Below are 24,434 nucleotides of genomic sequence, written 5' to 3' on the forward strand. Positions count from 1 at the left end.
AGGTTAAGCGACGTCGGTGCGGGGACCGGCAAGGCAAATAAGACGGGACAATAACGTGAGATCAAGAGCGACCAAACGCGTACACGCGATACTAGAGCGATTGTTCCCGGAAAAACGTCTTTTTCTGCGATCCGATACCGAAACGCGCTTTATCAGGCTGAAATCAGAGACCCAATTGGTCGCATGGACCGGCAGCATTATCGTCGTCGCATGGACGATCATCGCGACGGCTATCTTGCTGATGGACAGCATTGGTGCTGGAAACTTCCGCGCGCAGGCGCAACGCGATCAAATGACCTATGAACAGCGGCTCAATGCGCTGTCCGGCGAACGCGATGCCCGCGCGATCGAAGCCCTCGCGGCTCAGGAACGGTTCAACTCCGCCCTGCAACAGATTTCCATCATGCAGTCCGAGCTGCTGAACACCGAAGAAAAGCGCCGCGAGCTGGAAACCGGGCTTGATGTCGTTCAGTCCACACTGCGCGACACCATGAAAGCCCGCGAAGAGGCGCGCCGCGAGGTCGCATCCCTGTCTGCCGAAACCGATGACACGACCGTAGCCGCCATGAGCGAAGACGCCGTTGGCACGGTCGACCTTTTGGCAAACGCATTGGCAGAAACCGCTGCCGAGCGCGACCTGATCGCCGCCGACGCCGCCTTTGCGATCGACCACGCCGCCGAGATGGAACTGGAACTGCGCCTGCTGCAAGAACGCAATGACCAGATTTTTCGTCAGCTTGAAGACGCGATGCTGGTCTCCGTTGAACCTCTGGATCAAATGTTTCGCGCGGCGGGCATGAACCCCGACACCCTGATTGACCAGGTGCGCCGCGGCTATTCCGGCACTGGCGGGCCACTGACCCCGCTACAGTTTTCCACCCGTGGCGGCGCGCCGGACCCAGATGCCGAACGGGCCAACGGTATCCTGTCCTCGATGGACCGGATCAACCTTTACCGTATTGCTGCCGAAAAAGCGCCGTTTTCGATCCCGGTGAAGTCGAACTTTCGTTTCACGTCTGGGTTTGGGCCGCGATGGGGCCGGCTGCACGCCGGCACTGATTTTGCCGGACCTATCGGAACACCAATTTATACCACCGCCGACGGTGTTGTAACGCACGCAGGCTGGTCATCTGGCTATGGGCGTCTCATCAAAATCCAACACGAGTTTGGAATCGAGACACGATATGCCCATTTGAACGCAATGGATGTGTCAGTTGGTCAAAGGGTCTCGCGTGGAGAACGAATAGGTGCTATGGGGAATTCTGGTCGGTCGACTGGCCCACACCTTCACTACGAGGTCCGCGTCGGTGGCGACCCCGTCAATCCCATGACCTATATAAGAGCTGGACAAGATGTTTTCTAAATCCAAAATCAACGAACCTGGGCCAAAGGCCGATAATACAACAACTGGCGCGGACGGCAGCAAGACGGGTGGCACAGGTGCGGATTACAAATCATCTGCTCCGAAAGCAAAGCCACCTGCGTCCATTCTGTCGGCTGATCTGCTGATCACCGGCAACCTCAAGACAACTGGCGACATTCAGGTCGAAGGTCAGGTAGATGGCGATATTCGCGCGCATTTGCTGACTGTTGGCGAAGGTGCCACCGTCAAAGGCGAAGTCGTTGCAGACGACGTTGTGGTCAATGGCCGCGTTGTTGGCCGCGTGCGTGGCCTGAAGGTACGCCTGACATCGACCGCGCGGGTCGAAGGTGACATCATCCACAAAACGATCGCAATAGAGTCCGGCGCCCACTTCGAAGGATCGGTCCAGCGTCAGGACGATCCGCTGTCCACTGGCACCAAAAAGATGCCAACGACAGGCACGCCTGACGCAACCAAGCCTTGATTTCAGGTCATGCGAATCGCCACTGGGCGTCCCTCGGGGCGCCCTTTTGCGTCAGACCACCGCCCGCCGATACAAATGCCAGGTCGCATGCCCCAAGATCGGCAGGACAACCACCAATCCCAAAAACCACGGCACCAGCGCCACCAGCGTCAGTGCCGCAATCACCAGCGCCCAGATCAGCATCACCCCCAGATTTGTCCGCACCACCTGCATGCTGACCAGCATTGCGGTCACGAAATCAACTTCGCGATCAAGCACCAGTGGCAGGCTCACGACCGTAATCGAAAACAGCAAAAACGCCAGCGCCACGCCAATCCCCAATTCGACCCCGATCATGCGCATCCCATGGGGCGTCCACAACACCTCCCAAGTCTCCGAGATGTTCGTCATCGTCGACAGCCCCATAAACAGGGCAAAGATCATATGCGCCAAGAAGGTCCAAAACAGGAAATAAATGACGATGATCGCCCCCAGCCAGGGTAATTGCCGGTTGCGTTCCTGCCAGACAATGCCAAGCACTGCCGCCCAATCCAGCGGCTGACCCGTTTCAATCCTGCGGCTGACCTCATAAAGGCCCGCAGCCGCAAACGGCGCCACCAGCGGAAAACCAAGCGATGTTGCAATGGTCCAACTGACCGTCCCCGCCCCGAGCCAAATCAGAAAAAATCCGCCCGCCACGTATACCATGCTGAAAAACAAACCAAATTGCGGCGCCCTGCGGAAATCACCCACCCCCGCAGCCAGCGCATTGCGCAGGTCCGCCAGTGTCAGGCGCGATGTGGCTATTGTCTGTAACATCCCTGTGCTCCGCCCCCTGTGACCGCGCCGCCATAGGGCGGTCACGCTCCGGCAAGGATGATCAACTTGCCATGCCCTGTCCTTGGCATAGATCAAATGGGCGGTCAGTACGCCAGTGCCGCGTCCCGGCTTTTACCAGACATATCCAGCGCCAGCGTCGCCGCCATAAAGCCGTCCAGATCACCGTCCAACACCCCTTTTGTATCCGACGTCTCATAATTGGTGCGCAGGTCCTTTACCATCTGATAGGGTTGCAAAACATACGACCGTATCTGATTGCCCCAGCCCGCATCGCCTGCGTTCTCATGCGCCTCGTTGACCAGGGCGGACCGCTTGTCCAGTTCCATCTGATACAGACGGGATTTCAGCGCCTTCATCGCGATGTCGCGGTTCTGGTGTTGGGATTTTTCCGAAGATGTCACCACGATACCCGTTGGAAAGTGCGTGATCCGCACCGCCGAGTCGGTCGTGTTGACGTGCTGACCACCCGCTCCAGACGACCGATACGTATCCAAACGAATGTCCCCGGGGTTCACTTCAATCTCGATGTTGTCATCGACAACCGGGTAAACCTTGACCGATGTAAATGACGTGTGCCGCTTGGCTGCACTGTCAAACGGTGAAATCCGCACCAGACGATGCACGCCACTTTCGGACTTCAGCCAGCCATAGGCATTGTGGCCGCTGATTTTATAGGTCGCAGACTTTATGCCAGCCTCATCGCCGGACTGTTCGGCCTGCAATTCGACCTTGTAGCCCTTTTTTTCGGCCCAACGCACATACATCCGCGCTAGCATATTGGCCCAGTCACAGCTTTCGGTGCCACCGGCACCCGCATTGATCTCAAGAAACGTATCGTTGGCGTCGGCCTCGCCGTCCAACAGCGCTTCAAGCTCTTTTTGGGCGGCCTTTTCGCGCAGCGATTTCAGGGCGTTTTCGGCTTCGGTCACGATTTCGGCGTCGTCTTCCATCTCGCCCATCTCGATCAGCTCGATGTTATCGGCAAGTTCTTGGGCGATATTGTCATAATTGGTCATTGCATCAACCAGCAACTGCCGATCACGCATCAGCTTTTGCGCGGCATCAGGATCGTCCCACATCGTCGGATCCTCCACGCGCGCGTTGAACTCTTCCAAGCGATGCGGCGCAGTCTCGCGATCCATCCGCTGCGCAAGAAGGTTCAGCGATTTTTCGATCGCTACGACGGTATTTTCGATTTCTGCGCGCATCGGGCACCTATCAGGATCTTGGGAATGTCAGGGGGTCTTACAGCGCTGCACGCCGCACGACAAGCGGATGGTCAGTAAAGACCACCCGATGAAAGCGTGCCAAACGTGGCCTTGGGTCCGACTGTCGCCGTTTCACCGGTCGATGTCGTGACCTGACGCGACGGCCGCGGGGCCTCGTCAAACAGCGGCAAATCCGCCGACATCGCAAAACCACCATCGAACATAATGCCAAACAGCGGTTCTTCGCCGGGGCGGAAACATTCTGCAATCACATTGTCGCCAAAGGCTTCTGGCGGCAATCGGGCACCGCTGAAACGGTCAATATTGATGAACTGACAATCCGCAGGCACCTTGAACGGCTCGCCACCGAACCGTTCAATCGCCTGACCCATGAATGTGTTGAACACTGGCCCGCAAATCCCCCCGCCCGAGGCACCCCGGCCCAAAGTACGCGGTGTATCGTAACCAATATAGCAGCCCGCGACGATACTGGATGAAAATCCCACGAACCAAACGTCCTTGGCATCGTTTGTCGTCCCGGTCTTGCCTGCAATCGGCACCGGCAGATTGATCGCATTGCGCGCGGTCCCGCGTTGGACAACGCCCTGCAGCATTGATGTCAGCTGATAGGCGGTAATTTGATTCATCACCCGATCACGGTTCGAAATGATCGTGGGCGCATCGCCTTCGCGCAACAACGGGTCACTGCAATTTTCGCAAATTCGCTGGTCGTGGCGAAACACCGTGTTGCCATAGCGGTCCTGCACCCGGTCAACCAATGTCGGCTCCACCCGCTCACCGCCATTGGCGAACATCGCATAGGCGGCGACAATCTTGAACAATGTGGTCTCGTCCGAGCCAAGTGCAGTGGACAAGACCCGGTTCATGTTTTCATAAACACCGAATTTCTCCGCGTAGCGCCCGACCGTATCAATCCCGATTTCCTGGGCCAGTCGGATCGTCATCAGGTTGCGCGACTGCTCGATCCCGGTGCGCAGCGGCGTCGGCCCATAATATTGGTTCGATGCGTTTTGCGGCCGCCATGTGCCTTGTGGCGTGTTGATGGTAATCGGCGCATCCACGACAATCGTCGCAGGTGAATATCCGCTATCCAACGCAGCGGCGTAAACGAACGGCTTGAACGCGGAACCCGGCTGACGCTGCGCCTGCGTTGCGCGGTTAAACACCGACGCCTCATAGCTAAAACCGCCCTGCATCGCCAGAACACGGCCAGTGTTGACGTCCATGGCCATGAAACCGCCCTGCACTTCGGGGATTTGCCGCAGGCTCCACCGGATGAATGCGCCATCGCTGTCCTGCGTCAGGCGGCGGACGTGTACCACGTCACCGGGCGTGAAATTGTCAAAGAAATCGCCGCGCAGCCACTGAATATCAGCGCGGGGCACGACAAATGGCTCGGCGTCGGTTTCATCGACCCCTTCAATGCCCATCCGCAGCGTATTTTCGGCGACGTCCAGAACCACGGCAGGATACCATTGCGCCACCAGATTCACGTCGCGGGGCACGTTCACCGCGGCCAATGCTGCACGCCACGCGTCTTCGCTGCCCAATGCGTCTTCGGCAATCGTCTCGCCAGTGCCGCGCCACTCTCCGGTCTCGCGGTCGAACTTCTCGAGAGCTGCCTGCAACGATTGCGCCGCAGTAATCTGCAACGCAGGATCAACCGTCGCCCGAATGGCCAGCCCGCCCGAAAAGAATTCCTCTTCGCCAAAGTTCTGGCTAAGCTGGCGGCGGATTTCATCGGTGAAATAATCACGCGGCGGCAGGCTCTCGCGGAAATCCTCATAGTCACCGCCCTGCACCGACAGCAACGGCGCCGCGCGCTCTGCCTCATAGGTAGCTTCGTCAAGATAGCCATTGCGTAACATCAGACGCAGCGTGTTGTTGCGCCAGAACACCGCCGTTTCACGATCACGCACCGGGTGGCGATTGCTGGGCGATTTGGGGAGTGACGCAAGATAGGCAGCCTCGCCCGGTGTCAGATCGTTGAGCGGCTTGTTGAAATAGGTCAAGGCGGCTGCGGTCACGCCAAAACTGTTCTGCCCCAAGAAAATCTCGTTCAGGTAAAGTTCGAGAATTCGCTCTTTGGGCATCGCGCCTTCGATACGAACGGCAAGGATCAGCTCTTTGATCTTCCGCTCGACCCCCTTTACGCCTGCACGCGCGCCATCCAAAAGAAAATTTTTCATCACCTGCTGCGTTATGGTTGACGCGCCGCGCACGTCCTCGCCGCGTGATGTGATCGCATCGCGCAGCGCCGACACCATCCCCAAAGCATCAAATCCTTGGTGCGTATAAAAATTTTTATCCTCAGCCGAAATAAAGGCCTGCTTGACGATGGCAGGAATTTCCTCGGCCGGGGTGAACAGGCGGCGTTCGGTAGCAAATTCGTCAATGATCCGCCCCTCGCCCGAATAGATTCTGCTGATTGTCTTGGGGGTGTACTGCGATAGCGTCTCATAGCTGGGCAGATCGCGGCCATAGACATGGAAAACGCCGCCAAAAGTCAGCACGCCCATGATCAGGCCAAGGGTCAGCAGCGAAAAAATACCGCCAAAGAAGGAAAGGATAAAGCGCAGCACAGGGGTGATGTTCCTCATTGTTAGTCCCCGCTTATACGCGCACGTCCGGCATTGGTCAAAAGACCAAATGCCAATTTCGGCCAGAAGACGCCTTCAAACCGATCACATTCGACTGACCAGCAGCATCGCTACTCGATCAGACTTGCCACGGCAGCCACAATCGCCTGCGCCAACACCGCCCGCCCGCCCCTGCTTGCCAGCAATGCTCGGTCGCGGGTGTTGGACAAAAACCCCGCCTCGATCAACACACTGGCGAAATCGGCGGACGTCAGAACGGCCAACTGGCCTTCGCGGCGCGGGCGGGAATTGACATCCACACCGGCGGCACGCATCTCGCTGACCAGCGCATCGGCAAAATGACGCCCCGCAGGACCCGTGCTGTCGCGCGCGAGATCCATCAATACCATGGCCACACGGTCGCCCTGCGCGCTCAAATCGACACCGGCCAGCAGGTCACCCCTCTCGTGGCGTTCCACCATCCGGGTCGCAGCCGCATCGCCGCCGCCCTCAGACAACGTATATACCGACGCCCCCTGCGCCTCGTCTTCTTCGAGCGCATCCGCGTGCAGCGAAATAAACAGGTCAGCCCCCGCCGCCCGCGCGATAGTCATGCGCGCATCCAGTGGCACAAACGCATCCGCGTCGCGGGTCAGCAATGCCTGCACACCGTCCATGGCATTCAACGCCAGCGCCACCTCAAGGCCCAGCATCAGCATCACATCCGCCTCGCGCACACCGCTGCGGTCAGCGCCGGGGTCAATGCCGCCATGGCCGGGATCAATCACCACGGTAAAAATACCGTCGGCGGTTGGGCGCAGCGCAGACAGATCGACCGTCCCCAGCACGTCCCATCCCGGATCAGGCGGCGCGCCAGCACCCGCGGCGAAATCCGCCGCCGATACCTGCCGGAGTACAACAGCAAGATCAGCGCCAGCGTCGGTCACCCGCATCTGCGCTTCGGTCACCTCCAATGGCGCGGCCAGTTCAACGACCAGCCGCGACCAACCCGGACGCATCGGACCAAATCGCAACCCCGTCGCGCGCCCCGCCTCCAACAGTTGATCGGGCTGCACGCCTGTCCAGTCAACACCTTCGAAATCCAGCACCAAACGGCGCGGGTCATCCAGCGTGAACACTCTGTAGGGCACAACGGCACTCAGCCCCAGCTCCACCTCAAGGCTCCACCAACCGTCGGCCACGCTGCTGCGACCGGGATCGACATTGACCTGCGCCGCAGCACCCGATGCCACCACCAGCAAGAGACACAGCAGCCGCATCATAGCTTTCGCGCCTGCATGAAACGCGCCAAGCGGTCCATCCCTTCGCGGATATCATCCGTTGATCGGGCGTAGGAAAACCTGAGCCAGTTCTGGCCCCGCACGGCATCAAAATCGATCCCCGGAGTAACGGCCACGCCTGCGACCTCCAATATCTCAGCGGCAAACGCCAGCGCATCATCGGTATGGGCAGACACGTCAACATAGACGTAAAACGCCCCATCAGGCGGCGCAAACCGGTCTAGCCCTGCCGCCTGCAAACCCGCAATCATCAGCGCCCGGTTAGCCGCATAGACCGCCTTGTTTGCCTCTAGTTCATCGGTGCAATCCATTGCGTGCAAGGCCAGCCGTTGTGACGCATGGGGCGCGCAGATGAACATATTCTGGGCCAAACGCTCGACCCGGCGCACGTGATCTTCTGGCACGATCATCCACCCGACACGCCATCCGGTCATGGAAAAATATTTGGAAAACGAATTGACGACATAGGCGTCATCGGTGACCTGCAGGGCGCTGACCGAAGCGACATCATAGTCAATCCCGTGGTAAATCTCGTCCGAGATCAGGGCCGCATCGGCCACCGCACAGGCGTCGGCCAAAGCGGCCAACGCGGGCCGATCCAGCATCGTCCCCGTCGGATTGGCAGGCGACGCGACAATCAATCCGGCCAGATCATGCGCGGCCACATCGCCGGGGCGTGGCTGAAACCGCTGCGCCAATGTTGTGGGAATATCGACCGGCGTTAACCCCACCGCCTTAAGGATTTGCCGATATGACGGATAGCATGGTGCCCCCAACCCTACCCGCTCATCATTGTCGAATAAGGCCGAAAATGCCAACAAAAAGGCACCCGACGCCCCGCTGGTAACCACGACCCGCGCGGGGTCCAGATCGACATTGTACCACTGCGCATAATGGCGGGCGATCCGGGCGCGCAGTTCCGGCAGCCCAAGGCCCACGGTATACCCCAAAGGCGTCGCCAGTTCTGCCACCAGTTTCGCGCGCGCCTCTGCGGGCGCCCCCGTGCCCGGCTGCCCGACCTCCATGTGAATGATGTGGCGGCCTGCGGCCTCGGCCTTGCGGGCGGCTTCCATGACGTCCATCACAATAAAGGGATCGACCTCGCCTCGGGTTGAATGTCGCATCATCTGCCTCTTATACTTTTGTCATGTTTGCCCTTGTGGCCCATGAGACGTCAATGCACCTTGGCAACGGCTGGCCGATATGGTCTGTCTCGCCTAACTTTTCCCAATGAGAATGCCTTATGAAACTCCGTTTTGCCCTGCCTATGATGCTCGCTCTGACCAGTCCCGCTGCCGCGTTGGAACTGGATGCCATGACCCCCGCCGAACGGGAAGCGTTTCGCGCCGAAGTACGCGCCTATCTATTGGACAACCCCGAAGTACTGACCGAAGCTATCGGCGTCCTGCAACAGCGCGAACAACAACAACAGGTTGGCAGCGACACGGCCCTTGCACGGGCGCATGCCGATGCGTTGTTCAATGACGGTCATTCCTTTGTCGGTGGCAACCCCGATGGCGATGTGACCGTGGTGGAGTTCATGGATTACCGCTGTGGCTATTGCAAACGGGCATTCCCCGAAGTCGAAGCCCTGATCGCCGGCGATACAAACATCCGCTACATCATCAAGGAATTTCCGATCCTAGGCGAACAATCCGTCCTCGCGTCACGCTTTGCCATCGCCACGCAACTTGTTGCAGGTGATGCCGCCTACAAAGACGTGCACAACATATTGATGGAATTTCGCGGTGATGTCACCCAGCAAAGCCTGAACCGTGTCGGTGAAACACTTGATCTCGACATGGCGGAAATTACGGCGAAAATGGCCAGTGATGAGGTTACGGCCATTATCGCCGAAAATAGCGCATTGGCCCAACTGCTGCAGATCACCGGCACGCCGACTTTTGTTTTTGATGACCAAATGGTGCGCGGCTATGTGCCCGGGCCAGATATGGAACGACTGGTTGCACAGTTGCGCGGCGAATAACGGTCCGAAACTGTGCGCCATTGCAGAACGAGTGTTCATAATTTCAACAGGCTCCAACGTGGACGTCGCGCGTCTGTGCGCTAATTCATCCTCAGTCGCCTCTGAACAAAGGATATGCAATCATGCCAACGCGCCGTACATTTCTGACTGGGGTTGCCGCTGTGGGAACCACAACTTTGCTACCCTATACCCTCCATGCCGCCGGTCACAGCAGTGACGCATTCGCGACCGCGAACGGCGAAATCGTTGTTCACCCTGTCTCCCATGCGTCCTTCGTCATGGAAACACCCAGCGGTACAATTTATGCCGACCCTGTGGGTGAGCCCGCAGCCTATGCCGGCCTGCCCGCACCCGACCTGATCCTTGTGACCCACGAACACGGAGATCACTTCAACACCGAAACGCTTGCAGCGATCATGGGCGAAAACACCACGATGATTGTCAATCCCGCCGTCTTTGACATGTTGCCAGCGGATCTTCAGGCCCGTGCGACGGCCATCGGCAACGGTGAAAGCACGATGACCGGCGATGTCATGGTCGATGCGATCCCAGCCTATAACATCAGCCCCGATCGGTTGAACTTTCACCCGCAAGGCCGTGACAACGGCTATATCGTGACCGTTGACGGGCTGCGGGTCTATATCTCTGGCGATACCGAAGACACGCCCGCGATGCGCAGCCTGGAAAACATCGACGTGGCCTTCGTCTGCATGAACCTGCCGTTTACAATGGGCATGGAAGCCGCAGCATCTGCCGTGAACGAATTCGGGCCCACCTATGTCTATCCCTACCACTACCGGGGCCGCGACAACGGCACGCAGGACCCACGCGAGTTCGCCGCGCTTGTCACCGGCGATACAGAAGTCAAGATTGGCAACTGGTACGGCGGTGTGATGCCATCGTGACATGCGAACCAGTGGGGTGGGTCAAGACCCCCACCCTACGACCTTGCAATGTTGCAGTATAAAGACCGATATCGCGGCATTGATGCCGAGTAAGGTGGGTCTTGACCCGCCTTACTCGGCGGCCAAATCCGCAGCCGCATCCAGTTCCGCAGCCTTCTTTTCCACCTGCTCCACGATATGTTCGATCATATCGTCGTTCGATTTCTTGTGGCTTTGCTTACCCGCCAGATAGACCATGCCCGCACCGGCCCCGCCGCCGGTAAAGCCCACGTCGGTCATCAGCGCCTCACCCGGACCATTCACAACGCAGCCAATGATCGACAATGACATCGGTGTTTTGATATGTTCCAGTCGCTTTTCCAGCGCTTCGACTGTCTTGATCACGTCAAAGCCTTGCCGCGCGCATGACGGGCAGGAAATAATATTCACACCCCGATGCCGCAGGCCAAGAGATTTAAGAATTTCAAATCCCATCTTGACCTCTTCCACCGGGTCCGCCGACAGCGACACGCGGATCGTATCGCCAATCCCCATCCAGAGCAGATTCCCCATGCCAATCGCGGATTTAACCGTCCCACTGATCAGCCCGCCAGCCTCGGTAATCCCAAGATGAATTGGCGCATCCGTCGCTTCAGCTAATTGCTGATAGGCCGCCGCAGCCATAAACACATCCGACGCTTTGCATGAAATCTTGAATTCGTGAAAATCATTGTCCTGCAGTATCTTGATATGATCGAGCCCGCTTTCCACCATCGCATCCGGGCAAGGCTCACCATATTTGTCCAGCAGATGCTTTTCCAGCGACCCCGCATTGACCCCAATGCGGATCGAACAATTGTTATCGCGCGCGGCCTTGATCACCTCTTTGACACGGCTTTCGTCGCCGATGTTGCCCGGATTGATCCGCAGGCAAGCCGCCCCTGCCTCGGCCGCCTCAATCCCCCGTTTGTAGTGAAAGTGGATATCGGCGACGATCGGGACCGACACCTCTGGGACGATCAACTTCAGCGCCGCACTTGACGCCTGATCCGGGATCGAAATCCGTACAATATCGGCCCCTGCGTCCGCCGCAGCCTGCACCTGCGCAATCGTTGCCTTTACATCCGTCGTCAGCGTGTTGGTCATCGTCTGAACCGTGATAGGCGCGTCCCCCCCCACGGCCACGTTTCCCACCATGATCTGACGAGATTTGCGGCGATAAATATTACGCCATGGACGTATATGGTTCAGGGACATAGGACCGCTTTCAGATAAGTATTTGCAACTAACCTAAGCGTCAAATCAGGCCACAGCAACCATTCGCTGGCGGGATTATTGGCCCTCTATGACTTCGGCGACGTTGACAATCTCAGCAAGATCATTGTCAGCCGTAAGATCGGCCACAGCATATGACTGCCTCAGGCTTTCGGTGGTCAGCGTCACATTTGACGTCACGACGCCCTTGCGCCCGACAGGGCCATAATGCGTGCCATTGACCGCAAAATACAATGCGCCGCTTTCGCCGACACGCAGCGTTGCAGGCTCCTCGGTCGCGGGGACCACAAAATTCTGTCCGGGTTCCATCACGCCTTCAAAAAGCACGATACCATCCGCGGCACGCACCCTGACCCAGGCAGGGCGCACCGCAACCAATTGCAGTTCCGGCACTTGCGGCTCTACCACTTGAATTGCGGGCGTGGCACGTTCAGGCACAACGGCTTCGGCCATCACGACTTCGACGCCCAGATCAACGCCCAATGCGCCGATTGATCCCGGTGTTAACGTCGAAATCGGCGCATCGCGCGCAACCAACACTGGCACCTCAAGCGCTTGCGGTCGGTAAAGCCGATCCAACCCCTCGCGCGAAGGGCCGTCAAAAGCGGCCAGCGGATCACCCGTCTCGATCGCGTTGCTTGCCCCGGCCAGCGGGTCAAGGTCCGCCACCACGACCGGCGTTTGTTCAACCGGCGCAAATTGCACCTTCTGCACTTCCTGCAGAACGGTCCAGCCCCCATAGCCCAAGCCGCCAATCAACGCGACAAGCACCAACATCGACCCAACCGCACGTGGCTCGATCCCCGAAAGAATGGCTTCACCTGCGGGAATAAACGGCGTTGCTGACGATGAAAATATGTCTTTACCAAAGGCGCCAACAGCGTAATCGCCAGTCTTGATCTTCACAGATGATGCGTCGGCGGACATGCCATGCGCCGTCACAAATCCGCTTTCCCGGCAGAATGTGTCAAACGCCCAATCAGGATCCATTGTCAAATAGCGCGCATAAGACCGCACATAACCGGCGATAAACCCCGGGGTATCAAAGGCAGAAGGGTCCGCATTTTCAATAGCAGCAATGTAGGCAGCTTTTATTTTCAATTCGCGTTGCACATCCAACAGGCTCTTGCCCATAGTTGCCCGTTCACCGCGCATTATATCGCCCAGACGCAATTCAAAGGCGTCAAACCCCTTGGTTTGAACGTCCCCAGCTGCGTCTGCGCGCCTGAAGCCCTTACCGATCATCGACTGTCCCGTCGCTTACTGCCCCTGAGCGCACAGCATACCCGAATCGGATATTATGAACGCCTGACAAACAGATAACATATCGGCAGTTCGCATGCACATCGTCAAAATAGCTTAACCGGCCAGTTCGGCACGATTCAGCGCACAATGTGACCAAAGACCATCCAAAGCGCCGACAAGTGCATCCATTTCACGCGGTCCGTGGACCGGTGATGGCGTGAAACGCAATCTCTCTGTACCGCGCGGCACAGTGGGGAAGTTGATTGGCTGCACGTAAATACCATAGTCAGTCAGCAACATGTCCGACAGTTTCTTGGTATGCACCGGGTCACCGACAATCAGCGGTACAATATGACTGCCATGATCAATAATCGGCAGGCCCAGCCCTTTCAGGCGCAGCTTCAGAACCTTGGCTTGTGTCTGATGCTGATCGCGCAGGGCTTGACTCGTTTTCAGATGTGCAACGCTTGCGGCGGCACCCGCAGCCACGGCAGGCGGCAAGCTGGTGGTGAAAATAAACCCCGGCGCGTAAGACCTTATGGCGTCACACATCTTGGCTGAGGCCGCGATATAGCCGCCCATCACGCCAAAGGCTTTGGCCAAGGTTCCGTTGATGATATCAATCCGCCCCATCAGGCCATCACGTTCGGCCACGCCGGCGCCACGAGGGCCGTACATGCCAACAGCGTGGACCTCATCACAATAGGTCAACGCGCCGAATTCATCGGCCAAATCGCACATTGCGGCGATTGGGCCAAAATCGCCGTCCATCGAATATATCGATTCAAACGCGATCAACTTTGGCGCAGCAGGATCATCCGCCGCCAGCAGTTCGCGCAGATGCGCCATATCATTGTGCCGGAAAATCCGCTTTGCACCGCCATTGCGCCGGACACCTTCAATCATGGACGCATGGTTCAATGCATCCGAGTAAATGATCAGTCCGGGAAACAGCTTCGGCAGCGTGCTTAACGTCGCATCATTGGCGATATAGGCGCTGGTAAATAACAATGCCGCTTCTTTGCGATGCAGATCCGCAAGCTCGGCCTCGAGCCGCTTGTGGTAGACAGTCGTGCCGCTGATGTTGCGCGTTCCACCGGATCCAGCACCCGTTGCGTCAATCGCTTCGTGCATGGCTGCCAACACCACTGGATGCTGGCCCATTCCCAGATAATCATTGCCGCACCAGACCGTCACCGGCGCCTCGGACCCATCGGGCTTGCGCCAGACGGCGTGGGGGAACTGTCCGCGCTTGCGCTCGATGTCGATGAAGGTGCGATAGCGGCCTTCTTGGTGCAAACGGGTCAGTGCGGTGTCCAGCTGGCTGATATAATCCACTGCTGTTTCCTTCTTTCGTCGTCTCAAAGCGCAGATAACACCGCGTCTTGAATCTGTTCCTGCGTCATATAGGGCCTATTCGCTGCGGGCAATACGCTACAAGTTGTCACCCCTCGCGGACGTAGACCGTGATCTGGATCAAATTGCCACAAAAAACGTAGGCTCTGTGCAATGCGCCGATACCCGCACGCGGAATTGCATGCGCGGCCATTGACCTTCGTGTCAAACACCGCGACCTTTGGGCGGATCCGTATAGAAAGCACCAGAACCATGACCCTTGATCCTGTCCTTGCCCATATCGACGCCGACCTGCCGCGGGCGACAGAACGCCTGTTGGAGCTGCTGCGGATCCCGTCGATTTCGACCGATCCCGCCTATAAGGGCGATTGCGACACCGCCGCTGATTGGCTGGTGGCCGACCTGCTGTCGATCGGGTTCAACGCTTCAAAACGCCCCACCAGGGGACATCCAATGGTCGTTGCGCACAGCGGCGGCGAAGGGCCGCATCTGCTGTTTTACGGCCACTATGACGTGCAACCTGTCGATCCGCTGAACCTGTGGGATCGTGACCCCTTCGACCCGCAAATCGAGGACACCGACAACGGCCGGGTCATCCGGGGGCGCGGTGCCGCCGACGACAAGGGCCAGTTGATGACATTCATCGAGGCGTGCCGCGCCTGGAAATCTGTTCACGGCACCCTGCCCGCCAATATATCGCTGTTCTTTGAGGGCGAAGAGGAATCAGGGTCCCCGTCGCTGGTCCCCTTCATGCAAGAAAACGCGAAAGAGCTGACAGCCGATATCGCACTGATCTGCGACACCGGGCTTTATGGTGAAAACACGCCTGCAATCATCACCCAGCTGCGTGGGCTCCTGGGCGAAGAAATCACGATCACCGGGCCGGACAAAGACCTGCACTCTGGCATGTATGGCGGCATCGCGATGAACCCCGCGCGCGTGCTGGCCAAAATCATTGCCGCCCTGCACGACGACGACGGCCGGATCACCGTGCCCGACTTCTATAACGGTGTGCCCGAATTATCCAACGATTTGGCCGCCGCATGGGCTAATCTGCACTTTGATGCCAAGGCGTTTCTGGGCAAGGTGGACCTGTCGGAACCTGCGGGCGAAAAGGGTCGTAGCCCACTTGAGATGATCTGGTCGCGCCCCACCTGCGAAGTCAACGGGATATGGTCGGGTTATACCGGCGATGGCTTTAAGACCGTGCTGCCCTCTCGGGCACATGCCAAGATCAGCTTTCGGCTGGTCGGCCAACAAGACCCACACGAGATCAGGAATAACTTTCGCAAGATGGTGCAGGATATGGTGCCCGTTGATTGCGATGTGCAGTTCCATGGCCATGGTGCCAGTGCTGCATCGCAGATGACCACCACCCATCCCGCATTCGATAGGGCCCGCAAGGCCCTGTCCGACGAATGGCCGCACCCGGCGGCCTATGTCGGCGCAGGCGGGTCAATTCCGATTGCGGGACATTTCAAGGATATTCTGAACATGGATGCGATGCTGATCGGCTTTGGCAAGGATGACGACGCGATCCATTCGCCCAATGAAAAGTATGACCTGTCGTCGTTCCATAAAGGGATGCGGTCCTGGGCGCGTATTCTGGATGCGATCTCGAAATGATGGCCCTGTTGCGTTGGGCGCTGGCGCTGTCGGTTGTTGGGTTTGGCGCATTTGGGGTCAGTTGGGCGATGAACATGCCGGGCCACGATATCCGAGGCACCTGGGCGACCGACGGCTATGGCCTGCAGATCGATATCGGCCGGGCCGCAATCGACGTCTATGAGGTGACCGCGATCAGTTGCTATCACACGCGGCGTATCCCGGCGCATCAATGGCTTATCGCGGGGCTGACGGACATCCATCTGACACGCGACGGCCCGCGCTTGCGTATTGATGCGGGTGGTTCTGTCAGCCCGATCATGGCTGACAGAACCACCACACTGCCCGCGCACTGCCCGACAACGCCCGACCAACCTGGCACGGCGCGCGACAACTTCGATGTGCTTTGGCAGGCCATGCAAGAACATTATGCGTTCTTTGATCTGCATGGTGTCGACTGGTTTGCACGGCGCGATAGCCTGCGCCCCTTGGCGCAAACCGTTCTGGATGATGACGCATTGCTGGCGCTGTTCAAAACCATGCTGGCGGGCCTTGATGATGGCCATCTATCCCTGCGCACGACCAACGGTTTGATCTATTCACCGTCGGTCAGGCCGTCATGGCATGCCGACAGGCACATGGTGCGCGACAATACGCTTGCGCAATTCAGTCAACTGACCGCCGTTGCCGATACCGGGCTGCTTTATGGCTGGGCCACCCCCGAGATCGGCTACGTTTACATGAGCCACATGGATACCAACGCCGGGTTCAATATCAAAGGCGCTGATCGGGCGCGCAGCGCATTTGCTGAAATTGCGCTGGCGTTTGCAGCAGCCAAGGGCGTTATCCTCGATGTCCGCTATAACCCAGGTGGCAGTGACGAGGTGGCACTGGCCTATGCTGGCTATTTCACCGATATCCCCCACCCCGCTTTTACAAAGGCAACGCGTAACGGCGGCGGGTACACACCCCCGGATGCCGTCGCGCTGGCGCCCAACGGCACCTTCCATATCAAACAACCCACGGCGGTTCTGATCTCTGGGTTCAGCGGCAGTGCCGCCGAGGTTTTCGTCATGTCCACGCGACAGTTGCCCCAGGTCACGGTCATCGGGACCAATACGTCTGGCATACTGTCGAACATCGCCAGCTTTTCCCTGCCCAACGGCTGGGCGCTTGGGCTGTCACATCAGCGCTATGTCTCGCCGGATGGTGTATCGCTCGATGGGGTCGGCATCCCACCAGACATAGAAGTTGCCGTCGCCGTTGATGCGGCGCGCAATGGTATGGATGAAACCCTGCAACAGGCCATCAAGTATCTGTCGGACAAGTAGGGTGGATCAAGATCCACCTTACGGGATAACATCGGTTTTAGTGAAATGGCGCGGTTGACGGGGCTCGAACCCGCGACCCCCGGCGTGACAGGCCGGTACTCTAACCAACTGAGCTACAACCGCGCGTGAGGGGCGGGATAGTCCGGGTTGCGCACTGCGTCAACGCAAAAACGTCCCAACCTGTTATCTTTTATTCATGGGGCGTTATTGTCTGTTTTGCGCCGTGATGGCACAGCCCTGACATATCAGGAAGCAACACCAGAAATAGGGGGAAAGCAGTGGCGCGGTTGACGGGGCTCGAACCCGCGACCCCCGGCGTGACAGGCCGGTACTCTAACCAACTGAGCTACAACCGCGCATCTGCTAATCCGATCAATCGACCGGATGTGGGCTGCTTCTAAGTGGCCCCGCGCGGCCCGTCAAGCGGTCAGTTGCGCAAAAATGCTTCAAGCTCGCATCGCGGGCCGAAACCCACCATGCACCCCGCGCGCAATGGTCGCGAACGCGCGGTGTGGGTCCATCTGCTTCCTGCTGAAATCGGGGGCCCATATTGTGGATATGGCGCCAATAGGCTTGCCTAGAATGCACCGAGTTTCCGCAAATTCGACACATTTGGATAGTGTACCGTGGGGAAACAATGGCCAACAAGGCAGAGAAGATGACAACTGCGATCAACACGGCCATCCGGCGCCGCCGCATCCCCCGGCTGGTGCCTGTCCTATTTACCGCAACAATATTCCTTTCTGCGTCCCTGCTGTTTTTTGTCCAGCCGCTGTTCACCAAAATTGTGCTGCCCTATATCGGCGGTGCTCCTGCTGTCTGGACCACAGCGATGCTATTTTTCCAGACAATCCTGATCGCCGGATACCTTTACGCACATTTGTCCACAAAATATCTGCCCGTCAGTGCGCAGGTCGGGCTGCATCTGCTGCTTTGGGCGATGGCGCTGATATTCCTGCCGCTCTCAATCCAAAGCGGCTGGCAGTTTGACCCAGACACGCCCGTTGCCCTGCAAACACTGTCATTGTTCGCGCTTGGCGTGGGGATGCCCTTTGCCGTGCTGTCCGCCAATGCGCCACTGATCCAAAGCTGGTACGCTAAAAGCGATGGACCTTCCGCCGATGACCCATATTTCCTGTACGGGGCGTCCAATCTTGGCTCGCTCAGCGCGCTTTTGGCCTTTCCGCTCGTGGCAGAACCGCTGTTCGGGGCGACGCAGATCGGCTGGGGCTGGGCTGCGGGATTTGTGGCGCTGGGTGGTTTTTTGGCGCTCAGTGGCCTGGCGACCCGCAAGGGTCACGCTGCGGTGACATCAAGCGCGCCGCTGGCAGAAAACCCGACCCCACGCGACTACGCATGGTGGCTGTTGCTGGCCTTTATCCCCTCTTCGCTGATGCTGTCCGTCACCAGCACGATCAGCACCGATATCGGATCGTTTCCGCTGGTCTGGGTCTTGCCCTTGTCGCTTTATCTGCTCACCTTTGTTCTATGCTTTACCAACCGGCCATGGGTCGGCGCCAAGCTGCTGAACGGGGTGTTTGTTCTTAGCCTCGCGATCTTTGCGATGGTGCTGACGGGCGTAAAGCTTGGGTCGGTAACGATCCCGCTGACCGTGGCATTGCTATTGTCCTTTTTAGTTATCGCGATGAAGGCGCATCAGACCCTTTATGATGCGCGACCGGCACAAAATAATTTGACCATCTTCTATGTGACAATGTCGGTGGGCGGTGCCTTGGGCGGGTTATTCAACGCAATTCTTGCGCCAAATCTGTTCGCTGACCTGCACGAGGCACGGATCACGGTCATTTTGGCGGCAACCTTGCTTTTCGTTGGGACAGGCAGGCTGCGCCTAGGCGACCTGGGCAAAGGCGTTCTTGCTGCTGCCCTGATCATTGCGCCTGTCGCGGCCTATGGTGTCCTGCCGGGTGATTTAGGCATCGAAACTCTGGTCGGCGTAATGGGCGCGGTTTTCATCACGACTCTGGTGATGGCGCGGCACAAACCGCTGATCGGCTTTATCGCGACGCTTGCGGTGCTGGGGATCGGCGGGCAGTTGACCCGGGGCCAATCTGTCTTCAAGGATCGCAGCTTTTTTGGCACTCATGTCGTACGGGATCTTGAAAACACACGGATATACAAGAACGGAACAACCGTTCACGGGGCCCAGCGACGTAGCGAGCTGAACAATGATGCGCGCCCGACGCCGCTTTATTACTATCACCCCGACGGGCCGATGGCGCAGGTCATGACCTCGGTCACGGGCAAGGCGGCGGCGAACGTCGGTGTCGTCGGACTCGGTGTGGGGTCGCTGTCGTGCTATGGTGAGCCCGGACAGAGATGGCAGTTCTATGAAATCGACGCCATGGTGGACCGCGTGGCCCGCGACCCGTTGCTTTTTACGTTTATGTCGCAATGCGCGCCCGATGCGCCAACACACATCGGGGATGCGCGTGTCGTGCTGGACCAACAGACGTCGGCGCGGTTCGATATCCTTGTGATCGACGCCTATTCGTCCGACGCCGTGCCCGTGCACCTGACCACGAACCAAGCGCTGCACCTGTACCGCAACAGGATCAAACCCGGCGGCATCATCATGTTCCACATCTCAAACCGGTATTATGATATCTCGCGCCCCTTGGGGCGCAGCGCCAAGGATTTGGGTCTGTCTGCCCTGATCCAGACCTATCGCGGCGCGACAACCGACCCGACCAACAGCCCCTCGACAGTTGTCATTATGTCGGATCATGCCGCCAGCCTGACCCCCTTCCGCGTCGATGCGCGCTGGTCTGTCCTGCAAAGCGATGCTGGGCGCATCTGGACAGATGACTACGCAAACCTGTTGTCGATACTCGACTAGGTGACCAAGGGGTCGCGTCGGTGCAGCCCCCCCTGACGACGGGCGTTACGGTCGTTGGGTCCGTTTGACATGGCATCAAAGCGGCGCATAGCGCCGTTGCGGTCGATAGGCGTCAATGGCAAGGTTCGGCTGCCGGCCTTCGGCCAGATCGGCCATGATCCGTCCCGTGATCCCACCTAGGGTCAGACCAAGATGCTGGTGCCCGAAAGCGTGGATAATTCGATCCGACGTCGGGCTTGGCCCAATCACCGGAAGAGCGTCAGGCATGGATGGCCGATAGCCCAACCAGTCGCTGGTGGGTGCGGGTAAATCGCCGAACATCTCGGTCCCTTTGCGCGCGATATAGTCAATGCGTTCCTTGTTCTTGGGCGCACCAAGGGCGGCAATTTCGACCGTGCCGGCCAAGCGCAGGCCTTTGGCCATAGGCACTGCATAAAACCCACCTTCGGACCAACCGACAGGCCGGGTGATACGGTGCGCATCTCCGGCGTAAAGCACATGATAGCCGCGTTCAACGCCAAGCGGCAGCTGCTCGGCACCTGACCCTTTGATCTGTTTCGAAAACGCGCCAGCTGCGATGACGACCCTGCCGGCCCGGATCACCGCGTCGCCCGCCGTTACTGTGACTCCATCGGCATCGGCGTGCGTCGATTTGACACTCGCAGCCAAGGTCCGACCGCCCAGAGCTTCGAAACGGGCATGAAATCGCCGGACCAACACTTCGGGGTCGCGGATGTGGCGCGCGCCGGGGTAGTGCACGCCCTTTTCGATCGGCATGGTCAGGCCCGGCTCCATCGTGCGCACTTCATCGCGCGTCAATTCCGTGAACGGAATTCCAAAGCTGCGGCGCAGCGCCAGAGCCGCCACATCACTGGCAGCACCTGACGGGGTCGACCAAACAGTAAGCTGGCCGCGATCAACCACCAAATCTTCGGCTTGCGCCTCGGCGATCAACGGGTTCATGCCAGCATCAGCATGCGACAGTATTGACGCAAGATGTCCAGCAATCTCGCGGCTACGTGACGCGCGGCAATTGGCCAAGAATGACAAAATCCACCGCGGGTTGTTCAAAGCATGCCAATAAGAGATCGACAGCGGGCTGTCGCGGCGGGTCATCAATCCGACCAATCCGGTCAGCACCGACGGGTTGTTCACGGGCATACATGCATAGGTCGCCAAGGTGCAGGCATTCCCGGAGCTGGTCCCCGCCCCCGGTGACTGCGGGTCCACCAGTAAAACTTGATGGCCGCGCAGTTGCAGCCAAAGCGCCGTGCTCATCCCGACGATCCCCGCCCCTGCTACAACGATGTCGATGTCCGGCATCCGCTCACCTTTTCTATCACTTTGACGAAGTAGGATATCTGCAAGGCCGCGCTGTCAATCTGCGACTTGACCATAAACACCCCACGCGGGGATTAAGGCGCCCGCGATACAAACGGGCGCGCCCCTTCTTGTGTCCGTTCTTGAAAAGATCATGCCGCTGCTTTGCAATTAGACGAGGTGTGACAGGGTATATTTATCAATGACCGGTGTAAGCTGAATATATCCCAAATGCGCCGACCAAAACCAAGCTCACGGCCCAGACCACATCAAGGTTGAACCACGTTCGCGACAGAAACTTCAAACCCAGCCAGAAGTAGATCACGACTGCAATGATGCCCCCGGCAAGTGTCATGGACAAAGTATGCACGGCAGCGACCGTGAAAGCCGTCACGATGTTACTTCCCATCAGGCTTTGCGCCGCGAGATGGCCAGTGCTTTCGGCGCCAATGGCACAAAGTCCCAGATAGATTGGGACCAACATCAGCCCCGCACCATGTGCTGTCGCCGCCAAGAACGACCACAGTGCCAGCCGCGCCGGATGGACGCGCGCCAGAAATTTCGGATGTCGCCGGTTGATCAGCAGATAGATACCCATCGCAATGACAAGCACGCCCGCGCCGATGCGGATTTCGACTTCCCAAGTGATCAAGACAATCATCATCGAAAAAGGAAGCAAAATCCCGATCATCGCCAAAAAATGCCCGATGGCGAGCATGACCAATGCCTTTGGCAAGGCTTTGTGTCGGCGCTCCATAAGTGCCGCCGACACAGCCAGCGGCCATCCCATCCCGGGATTGATGCCATGGTAGAGTCCCGAAAAAATGACGGCCCCCCAAAGGGCCGTCACCGATGTCAGCTCGGATATCATCTAGACAGACGGATAGCAGAAGCTATCTGTAGAGCAATCTCCGCCTTCCAGCCGGATTTGGTGTGACCGCAGGCCCTTGGGGAAGTCGACGTAAAAATCCTTGTTCAACGTCAGCCCCCCGTTTTCACCGACGTCCGCCATCACCATCTGCCCGCCCTCATCATTTGGATAGAACTGATCGTCCCATGTAGAATAGAGCGAATTGGTCCAATACACACGTTTGCCGTCACGACTGATTTCAACCATTTGCGGCCCGTATGCAAAGGGCTTGCCATTGGGGTGAGTCTTGCCTTTGGCGATCCCACCCAACTCCACTTTGCCCGCCAGAACAGGGTTCATCGGATCGCTGACGTCATACTGGTGCATCTCACCTAAGCCCCAGCATGCGACGTAAAGATATTTGTCATCCAGGCTCAGATCAATGTCGGTGACCAGCGGTGGCACTGCGCCAAACCCTTGCAACAATGGCGGCAGGTTTGCAGGGTCTTCGGGGCGCGGATCAATTGTGATGGTCTTCTTGGCCTGCCACACACCGTCATCATCCCGCCACCACGTAAAGATGGCACCCTGCAGGTTTGTCGTATCTACGACGACACCGCAGAATCCATATGACTTGGTAGGATCATGCGCAGGGCGGATTTCCAACGCCATCTGGTAGTTTTCGCCAAAGTCTATCGTCTGTATGTTCTTGCGCGCCCGCAGATCCCAGAAGTGGATGGAATGGCCGTATTTGTTCGACAGAAGATCTTCGGGCACAATGCCGTTTTCAAACTGCGGCGGCAGCCCCCATTCGGAACTGACCATGTAATCCTGTGGTAAGTTCCACCAGAAATCATAGTGTTTGTCCTGTTTGCCGCGATCCATCTCGTATTGGCCAATGATCTCGAAGGTCTCGCAATCCATGATAAAGATACCGGGAGGACCGTCGATGCCATCCTCGCCGCCGCCACCCAGGCACGAGACGTAAATCCCTTCAGGTCCGCAATGGATCGTATGGGGGCGCGAATAGCCGGTTTTGCGGAACACTTCCTCAGGCTCGATTGTCTTGTGGATGTGGGCCTTGAGTGGGTCTTTGACGTCAATCACGTAGATACGCGATGAGCGAATACCCGGCACGATCAAATAGCGGCGTTCAAGGAACGCATGGCCAGACAGGGGCGACAAAGATGACGAACAGGCATTCCACCCAAAATGGTGAAACTCGTCGCCTTTATTTGGCACCATGACTTGATGCACGATCTCGCCGTAGGTGTCGGATCCCGGCTTCAGGTCAATGACTGCGATGCCATCAGACTGAGAACCATCAGGGCTCAGCATGACGGTAAAGGCATAATTCTCAACGGGTGCTTCCATCGCCAATTTAGGCGACGCGTGGAATGTTGGGTCAGGTCTCAGGTTCATAATTTTCCTCCCAGTTTAAAATGAATGCCCTGTTGGGGTCTGTTGATTTTGGGCCCTCCCCGGCCGAACCGACAAAGCGATTGATCGCGTATCAACTGCTCACGTCAGAAGCCTAACACCGAAGCCACCAAATTTCGGAGTCCCAATTTGATCATTCTGGATCTGGGATGCGGCGCACTGATGCTGGTGCCACCAAAACGCTGTGTTGCTACACGCCCGGCCTTTGCTGCACACAGACTATGGTTGAGGTGGTCCCCGAAAACTGGACACTGACATAAGCTCTGATTTGCTTACTGCTGATCGTAACCGCGCCATTGGCACCGCCTGCCTGAGGCTGGGGCGATGATCTAAGAGACGTCGCTAATGACGTCATTACTGACGTCTCTTATGCGGGGCCTGTGATGCGTGGCGAAATTCTTGGTGCGGAGCGGCGGCGCTTTTGGCGAGACGAGGACAAGCTCGAGGTTATGGAGCTATGCGGGAATTTGGGTGATGGCGTGATTTGAAGGGCGGCGTATCGTGGCGGG

At 58.0% G+C, this 24,434-nt stretch carries 18 protein-coding genes and 2 tRNA genes; 7 read left to right on the plus strand and 13 right to left on the minus strand.

Going from position 1 to position 24,434, the window contains the following annotated elements; all coding sequences use genetic code 11:
* The first annotated feature begins 55 nt into the window (after positions 1-55).
* Entirely contained in the window at positions 56-1,363 is a 1,308-nt protein-coding gene (locus QZ196_RS04620; RefSeq protein ID WP_296424382.1) for a M23 family metallopeptidase, read from the plus strand.
* A complete protein-coding gene (locus QZ196_RS04625; protein ID WP_296424383.1) occupies positions 1,353-1,847 on the plus strand; it encodes a polymer-forming cytoskeletal protein in 495 nt (164 codons plus the stop codon). Before QZ196_RS04620 ends, QZ196_RS04625 begins: the two co-directional genes overlap by 11 nt.
* Before the next feature lie 51 nt (positions 1,848-1,898).
* Here QZ196_RS04625 and QZ196_RS04630 read toward each other — a convergent pair whose 3' ends face one another.
* The 5 genes from QZ196_RS04630 to QZ196_RS04650 form a co-directional block, all read right to left on the minus strand.
* On the minus strand, positions 1,899-2,645 hold the full coding sequence (locus QZ196_RS04630) for a DUF2189 domain-containing protein (protein ID WP_296424385.1): 747 nt from the start codon (positions 2,643-2,645) through the stop codon (positions 1,899-1,901).
* Positions 2,646-2,749: 104 nt separating this feature from the next.
* Positions 2,750-3,874, minus strand: a complete 1,125-nt coding sequence (gene prfB, locus QZ196_RS04635) for a peptide chain release factor 2 (protein WP_296424386.1) — start codon at positions 3,872-3,874, stop codon at positions 2,750-2,752.
* 71 nt (positions 3,875-3,945) lie between these two features.
* Positions 3,946-6,477 (minus strand): PBP1A family penicillin-binding protein, encoded by a 2,532-nt coding sequence (locus QZ196_RS04640; protein WP_366510948.1) that lies wholly within the window; start codon positions 6,475-6,477, stop codon positions 3,946-3,948.
* 128 nt (positions 6,478-6,605) lie between these two features.
* Positions 6,606-7,757 carry an N-acetylmuramoyl-L-alanine amidase gene (locus tag QZ196_RS04645; protein WP_296424389.1) on the minus strand — a complete coding sequence of 384 codons (1,152 nt, stop codon included), beginning with the start codon at positions 7,755-7,757 and terminating at the stop codon, positions 6,606-6,608.
* Entirely contained in the window at positions 7,754-8,899 is a 1,146-nt protein-coding gene (locus tag QZ196_RS04650) for an aminotransferase class I/II-fold pyridoxal phosphate-dependent enzyme (RefSeq protein WP_296424416.1), read from the minus strand. Before QZ196_RS04650 ends, QZ196_RS04645 begins: the two co-directional genes overlap by 4 nt.
* 119 nt (positions 8,900-9,018) lie before the next feature.
* Between QZ196_RS04650 and QZ196_RS04655 the strand changes: the two genes are divergently transcribed.
* Together QZ196_RS04655 and QZ196_RS04660 are read left to right on the plus strand one after the other, a co-directional pair.
* The gene (locus tag QZ196_RS04655; protein ID WP_296424390.1) at positions 9,019-9,762 is read left to right on the plus strand and encodes a DsbA family protein; all 744 of its coding nucleotides are present in this window, start codon (positions 9,019-9,021) and stop codon (positions 9,760-9,762) included.
* Positions 9,763-9,884: 122 nt separating this feature from the next.
* Positions 9,885-10,667, plus strand: coding sequence for an MBL fold metallo-hydrolase (locus tag QZ196_RS04660; protein WP_296424392.1), 783 nt, complete (start codon positions 9,885-9,887; stop codon positions 10,665-10,667).
* 111 nt (positions 10,668-10,778) lie between these two features.
* Here QZ196_RS04660 and ispG read toward each other — a convergent pair whose 3' ends face one another.
* The 3 genes from ispG to hemA all read right to left on the minus strand — a co-directional run bounded on the left by ispG (position 10,779) and on the right by hemA (position 14,504).
* On the minus strand, positions 10,779-11,903 hold the full coding sequence (gene ispG / locus QZ196_RS04665; RefSeq protein WP_296424394.1) for a flavodoxin-dependent (E)-4-hydroxy-3-methylbut-2-enyl-diphosphate synthase: 1,125 nt from the start codon (positions 11,901-11,903) through the stop codon (positions 10,779-10,781).
* Between the two features lie 75 nt (positions 11,904-11,978).
* Positions 11,979-13,166, minus strand: coding sequence for a helix-turn-helix domain-containing protein (locus QZ196_RS04670; RefSeq protein ID WP_296424396.1), 1,188 nt, complete (start codon positions 13,164-13,166; stop codon positions 11,979-11,981).
* Positions 13,167-13,280: 114 nt separating this feature from the next.
* A complete protein-coding gene (gene hemA, locus QZ196_RS04675; RefSeq protein ID WP_296424398.1) occupies positions 13,281-14,504 on the minus strand; it encodes a 5-aminolevulinate synthase in 1,224 nt (407 codons plus the stop codon).
* Positions 14,505-14,774: 270 nt separating this feature from the next.
* On the opposite strand from hemA, the gene QZ196_RS04680 reads away from it, so the two are divergent.
* Both QZ196_RS04680 and QZ196_RS04685 read left to right on the plus strand, forming a co-directional pair.
* Entirely contained in the window at positions 14,775-16,148 is a 1,374-nt protein-coding gene (locus tag QZ196_RS04680) for a M20/M25/M40 family metallo-hydrolase (protein WP_296424418.1), read from the plus strand.
* Positions 16,148-17,458, plus strand: a complete 1,311-nt coding sequence (locus QZ196_RS04685; protein WP_296424400.1) for a S41 family peptidase — start codon at positions 16,148-16,150, stop codon at positions 17,456-17,458. The genes QZ196_RS04680 and QZ196_RS04685 overlap by 1 nt, the downstream gene beginning before the upstream one ends.
* Positions 17,459-17,504: 46 nt before the next feature.
* Here the strand turns inward: QZ196_RS04685 and QZ196_RS04690 are convergent.
* Together QZ196_RS04690 and QZ196_RS04695 are read right to left on the minus strand one after the other, a co-directional pair.
* A tRNA-Asp gene (locus QZ196_RS04690) sits at positions 17,505-17,581 on the minus strand.
* Between the two features lie 156 nt (positions 17,582-17,737).
* A tRNA-Asp gene (locus QZ196_RS04695) sits at positions 17,738-17,814 on the minus strand.
* Between the two features lie 302 nt (positions 17,815-18,116).
* On the opposite strand from QZ196_RS04695, the gene QZ196_RS04700 reads away from it, so the two are divergent.
* On the plus strand, positions 18,117-20,315 hold the full coding sequence (locus QZ196_RS04700; RefSeq protein WP_296424402.1) for a fused MFS/spermidine synthase: 2,199 nt from the start codon (positions 18,117-18,119) through the stop codon (positions 20,313-20,315).
* A gap of 75 nt (positions 20,316-20,390) precedes the next feature.
* On the opposite strand, the gene QZ196_RS04705 is transcribed toward QZ196_RS04700, so the two are convergent.
* The 3 genes from QZ196_RS04705 to QZ196_RS04715 form a co-directional block, all read right to left on the minus strand.
* A complete protein-coding gene (locus QZ196_RS04705; RefSeq protein ID WP_296424404.1) occupies positions 20,391-21,638 on the minus strand; it encodes an FAD-dependent oxidoreductase in 1,248 nt (415 codons plus the stop codon).
* Positions 21,639-21,834: 196 nt separating this feature from the next.
* The gene (locus QZ196_RS04710) at positions 21,835-22,506 is read right to left on the minus strand and encodes a hypothetical protein (protein WP_296424406.1); all 672 of its coding nucleotides are present in this window, start codon (positions 22,504-22,506) and stop codon (positions 21,835-21,837) included.
* Complete coding sequence (locus QZ196_RS04715) at positions 22,507-23,907, minus strand: selenium-binding protein SBP56-related protein (protein ID WP_296424407.1); 1,401 nt, start codon at positions 23,905-23,907, stop codon at positions 22,507-22,509. It lies immediately after the preceding gene.
* Between the last annotated feature and the right edge of the window lie 527 nt (positions 23,908-24,434).

This window comes from Yoonia sp., from assembly GCF_017854565.1.
Classification (GTDB): domain Bacteria; phylum Pseudomonadota; class Alphaproteobacteria; order Rhodobacterales; family Rhodobacteraceae; genus Yoonia.

What these genes read in the sequence shown, in the direction of transcription:
- QZ196_RS04625 (WP_296424383.1), top strand. Translation starts at nt 1,353, where the DNA reads ATGTTTTCTAAATCCAAAATCAACGAACCTGGGCCAAAGGCCGATAAT.
- QZ196_RS04630 (WP_296424385.1), bottom strand. Translation starts at nt 2,645, where the DNA reads ATGTTACAGACAATAGCCACATCGCGCCTGACACTGGCGGACCTGCGC.
- prfB (WP_296424386.1), bottom strand. Translation starts at nt 3,874, where the DNA reads ATGCGCGCAGAAATCGAAAATACCGTCGTAGCGATCGAAAAATCGCTG.
- QZ196_RS04645 (WP_296424389.1), bottom strand. Translation starts at nt 7,757, where the DNA reads ATGATGCGGCTGCTGTGTCTCTTGCTGGTGGTGGCATCGGGTGCTGCG.
- QZ196_RS04650 (WP_296424416.1), bottom strand. Translation starts at nt 8,899, where the DNA reads ATGCGACATTCAACCCGAGGCGAGGTCGATCCCTTTATTGTGATGGAC.
- QZ196_RS04655 (WP_296424390.1), top strand. Translation starts at nt 9,019, where the DNA reads ATGAAACTCCGTTTTGCCCTGCCTATGATGCTCGCTCTGACCAGTCCC.
- QZ196_RS04660 (WP_296424392.1), top strand. Translation starts at nt 9,885, where the DNA reads ATGCCAACGCGCCGTACATTTCTGACTGGGGTTGCCGCTGTGGGAACC.
- ispG (WP_296424394.1), bottom strand. Translation starts at nt 11,903, where the DNA reads ATGTCCCTGAACCATATACGTCCATGGCGTAATATTTATCGCCGCAAA.
- QZ196_RS04670 (WP_296424396.1), bottom strand. Translation starts at nt 13,166, where the DNA reads ATGATCGGTAAGGGCTTCAGGCGCGCAGACGCAGCTGGGGACGTTCAA.
- QZ196_RS04680 (WP_296424418.1), top strand. Translation starts at nt 14,775, where the DNA reads ATGACCCTTGATCCTGTCCTTGCCCATATCGACGCCGACCTGCCGCGG.
- QZ196_RS04685 (WP_296424400.1), top strand. Translation starts at nt 16,148, where the DNA reads ATGGCCCTGTTGCGTTGGGCGCTGGCGCTGTCGGTTGTTGGGTTTGGC.
- QZ196_RS04700 (WP_296424402.1), top strand. Translation starts at nt 18,117, where the DNA reads ATGACAACTGCGATCAACACGGCCATCCGGCGCCGCCGCATCCCCCGG.
- QZ196_RS04705 (WP_296424404.1), bottom strand. Translation starts at nt 21,638, where the DNA reads ATGCCGGACATCGACATCGTTGTAGCAGGGGCGGGGATCGTCGGGATG.
- QZ196_RS04710 (WP_296424406.1), bottom strand. Translation starts at nt 22,506, where the DNA reads ATGATATCCGAGCTGACATCGGTGACGGCCCTTTGGGGGGCCGTCATT.
- QZ196_RS04715 (WP_296424407.1), bottom strand. Translation starts at nt 23,907, where the DNA reads ATGAACCTGAGACCTGACCCAACATTCCACGCGTCGCCTAAATTGGCG.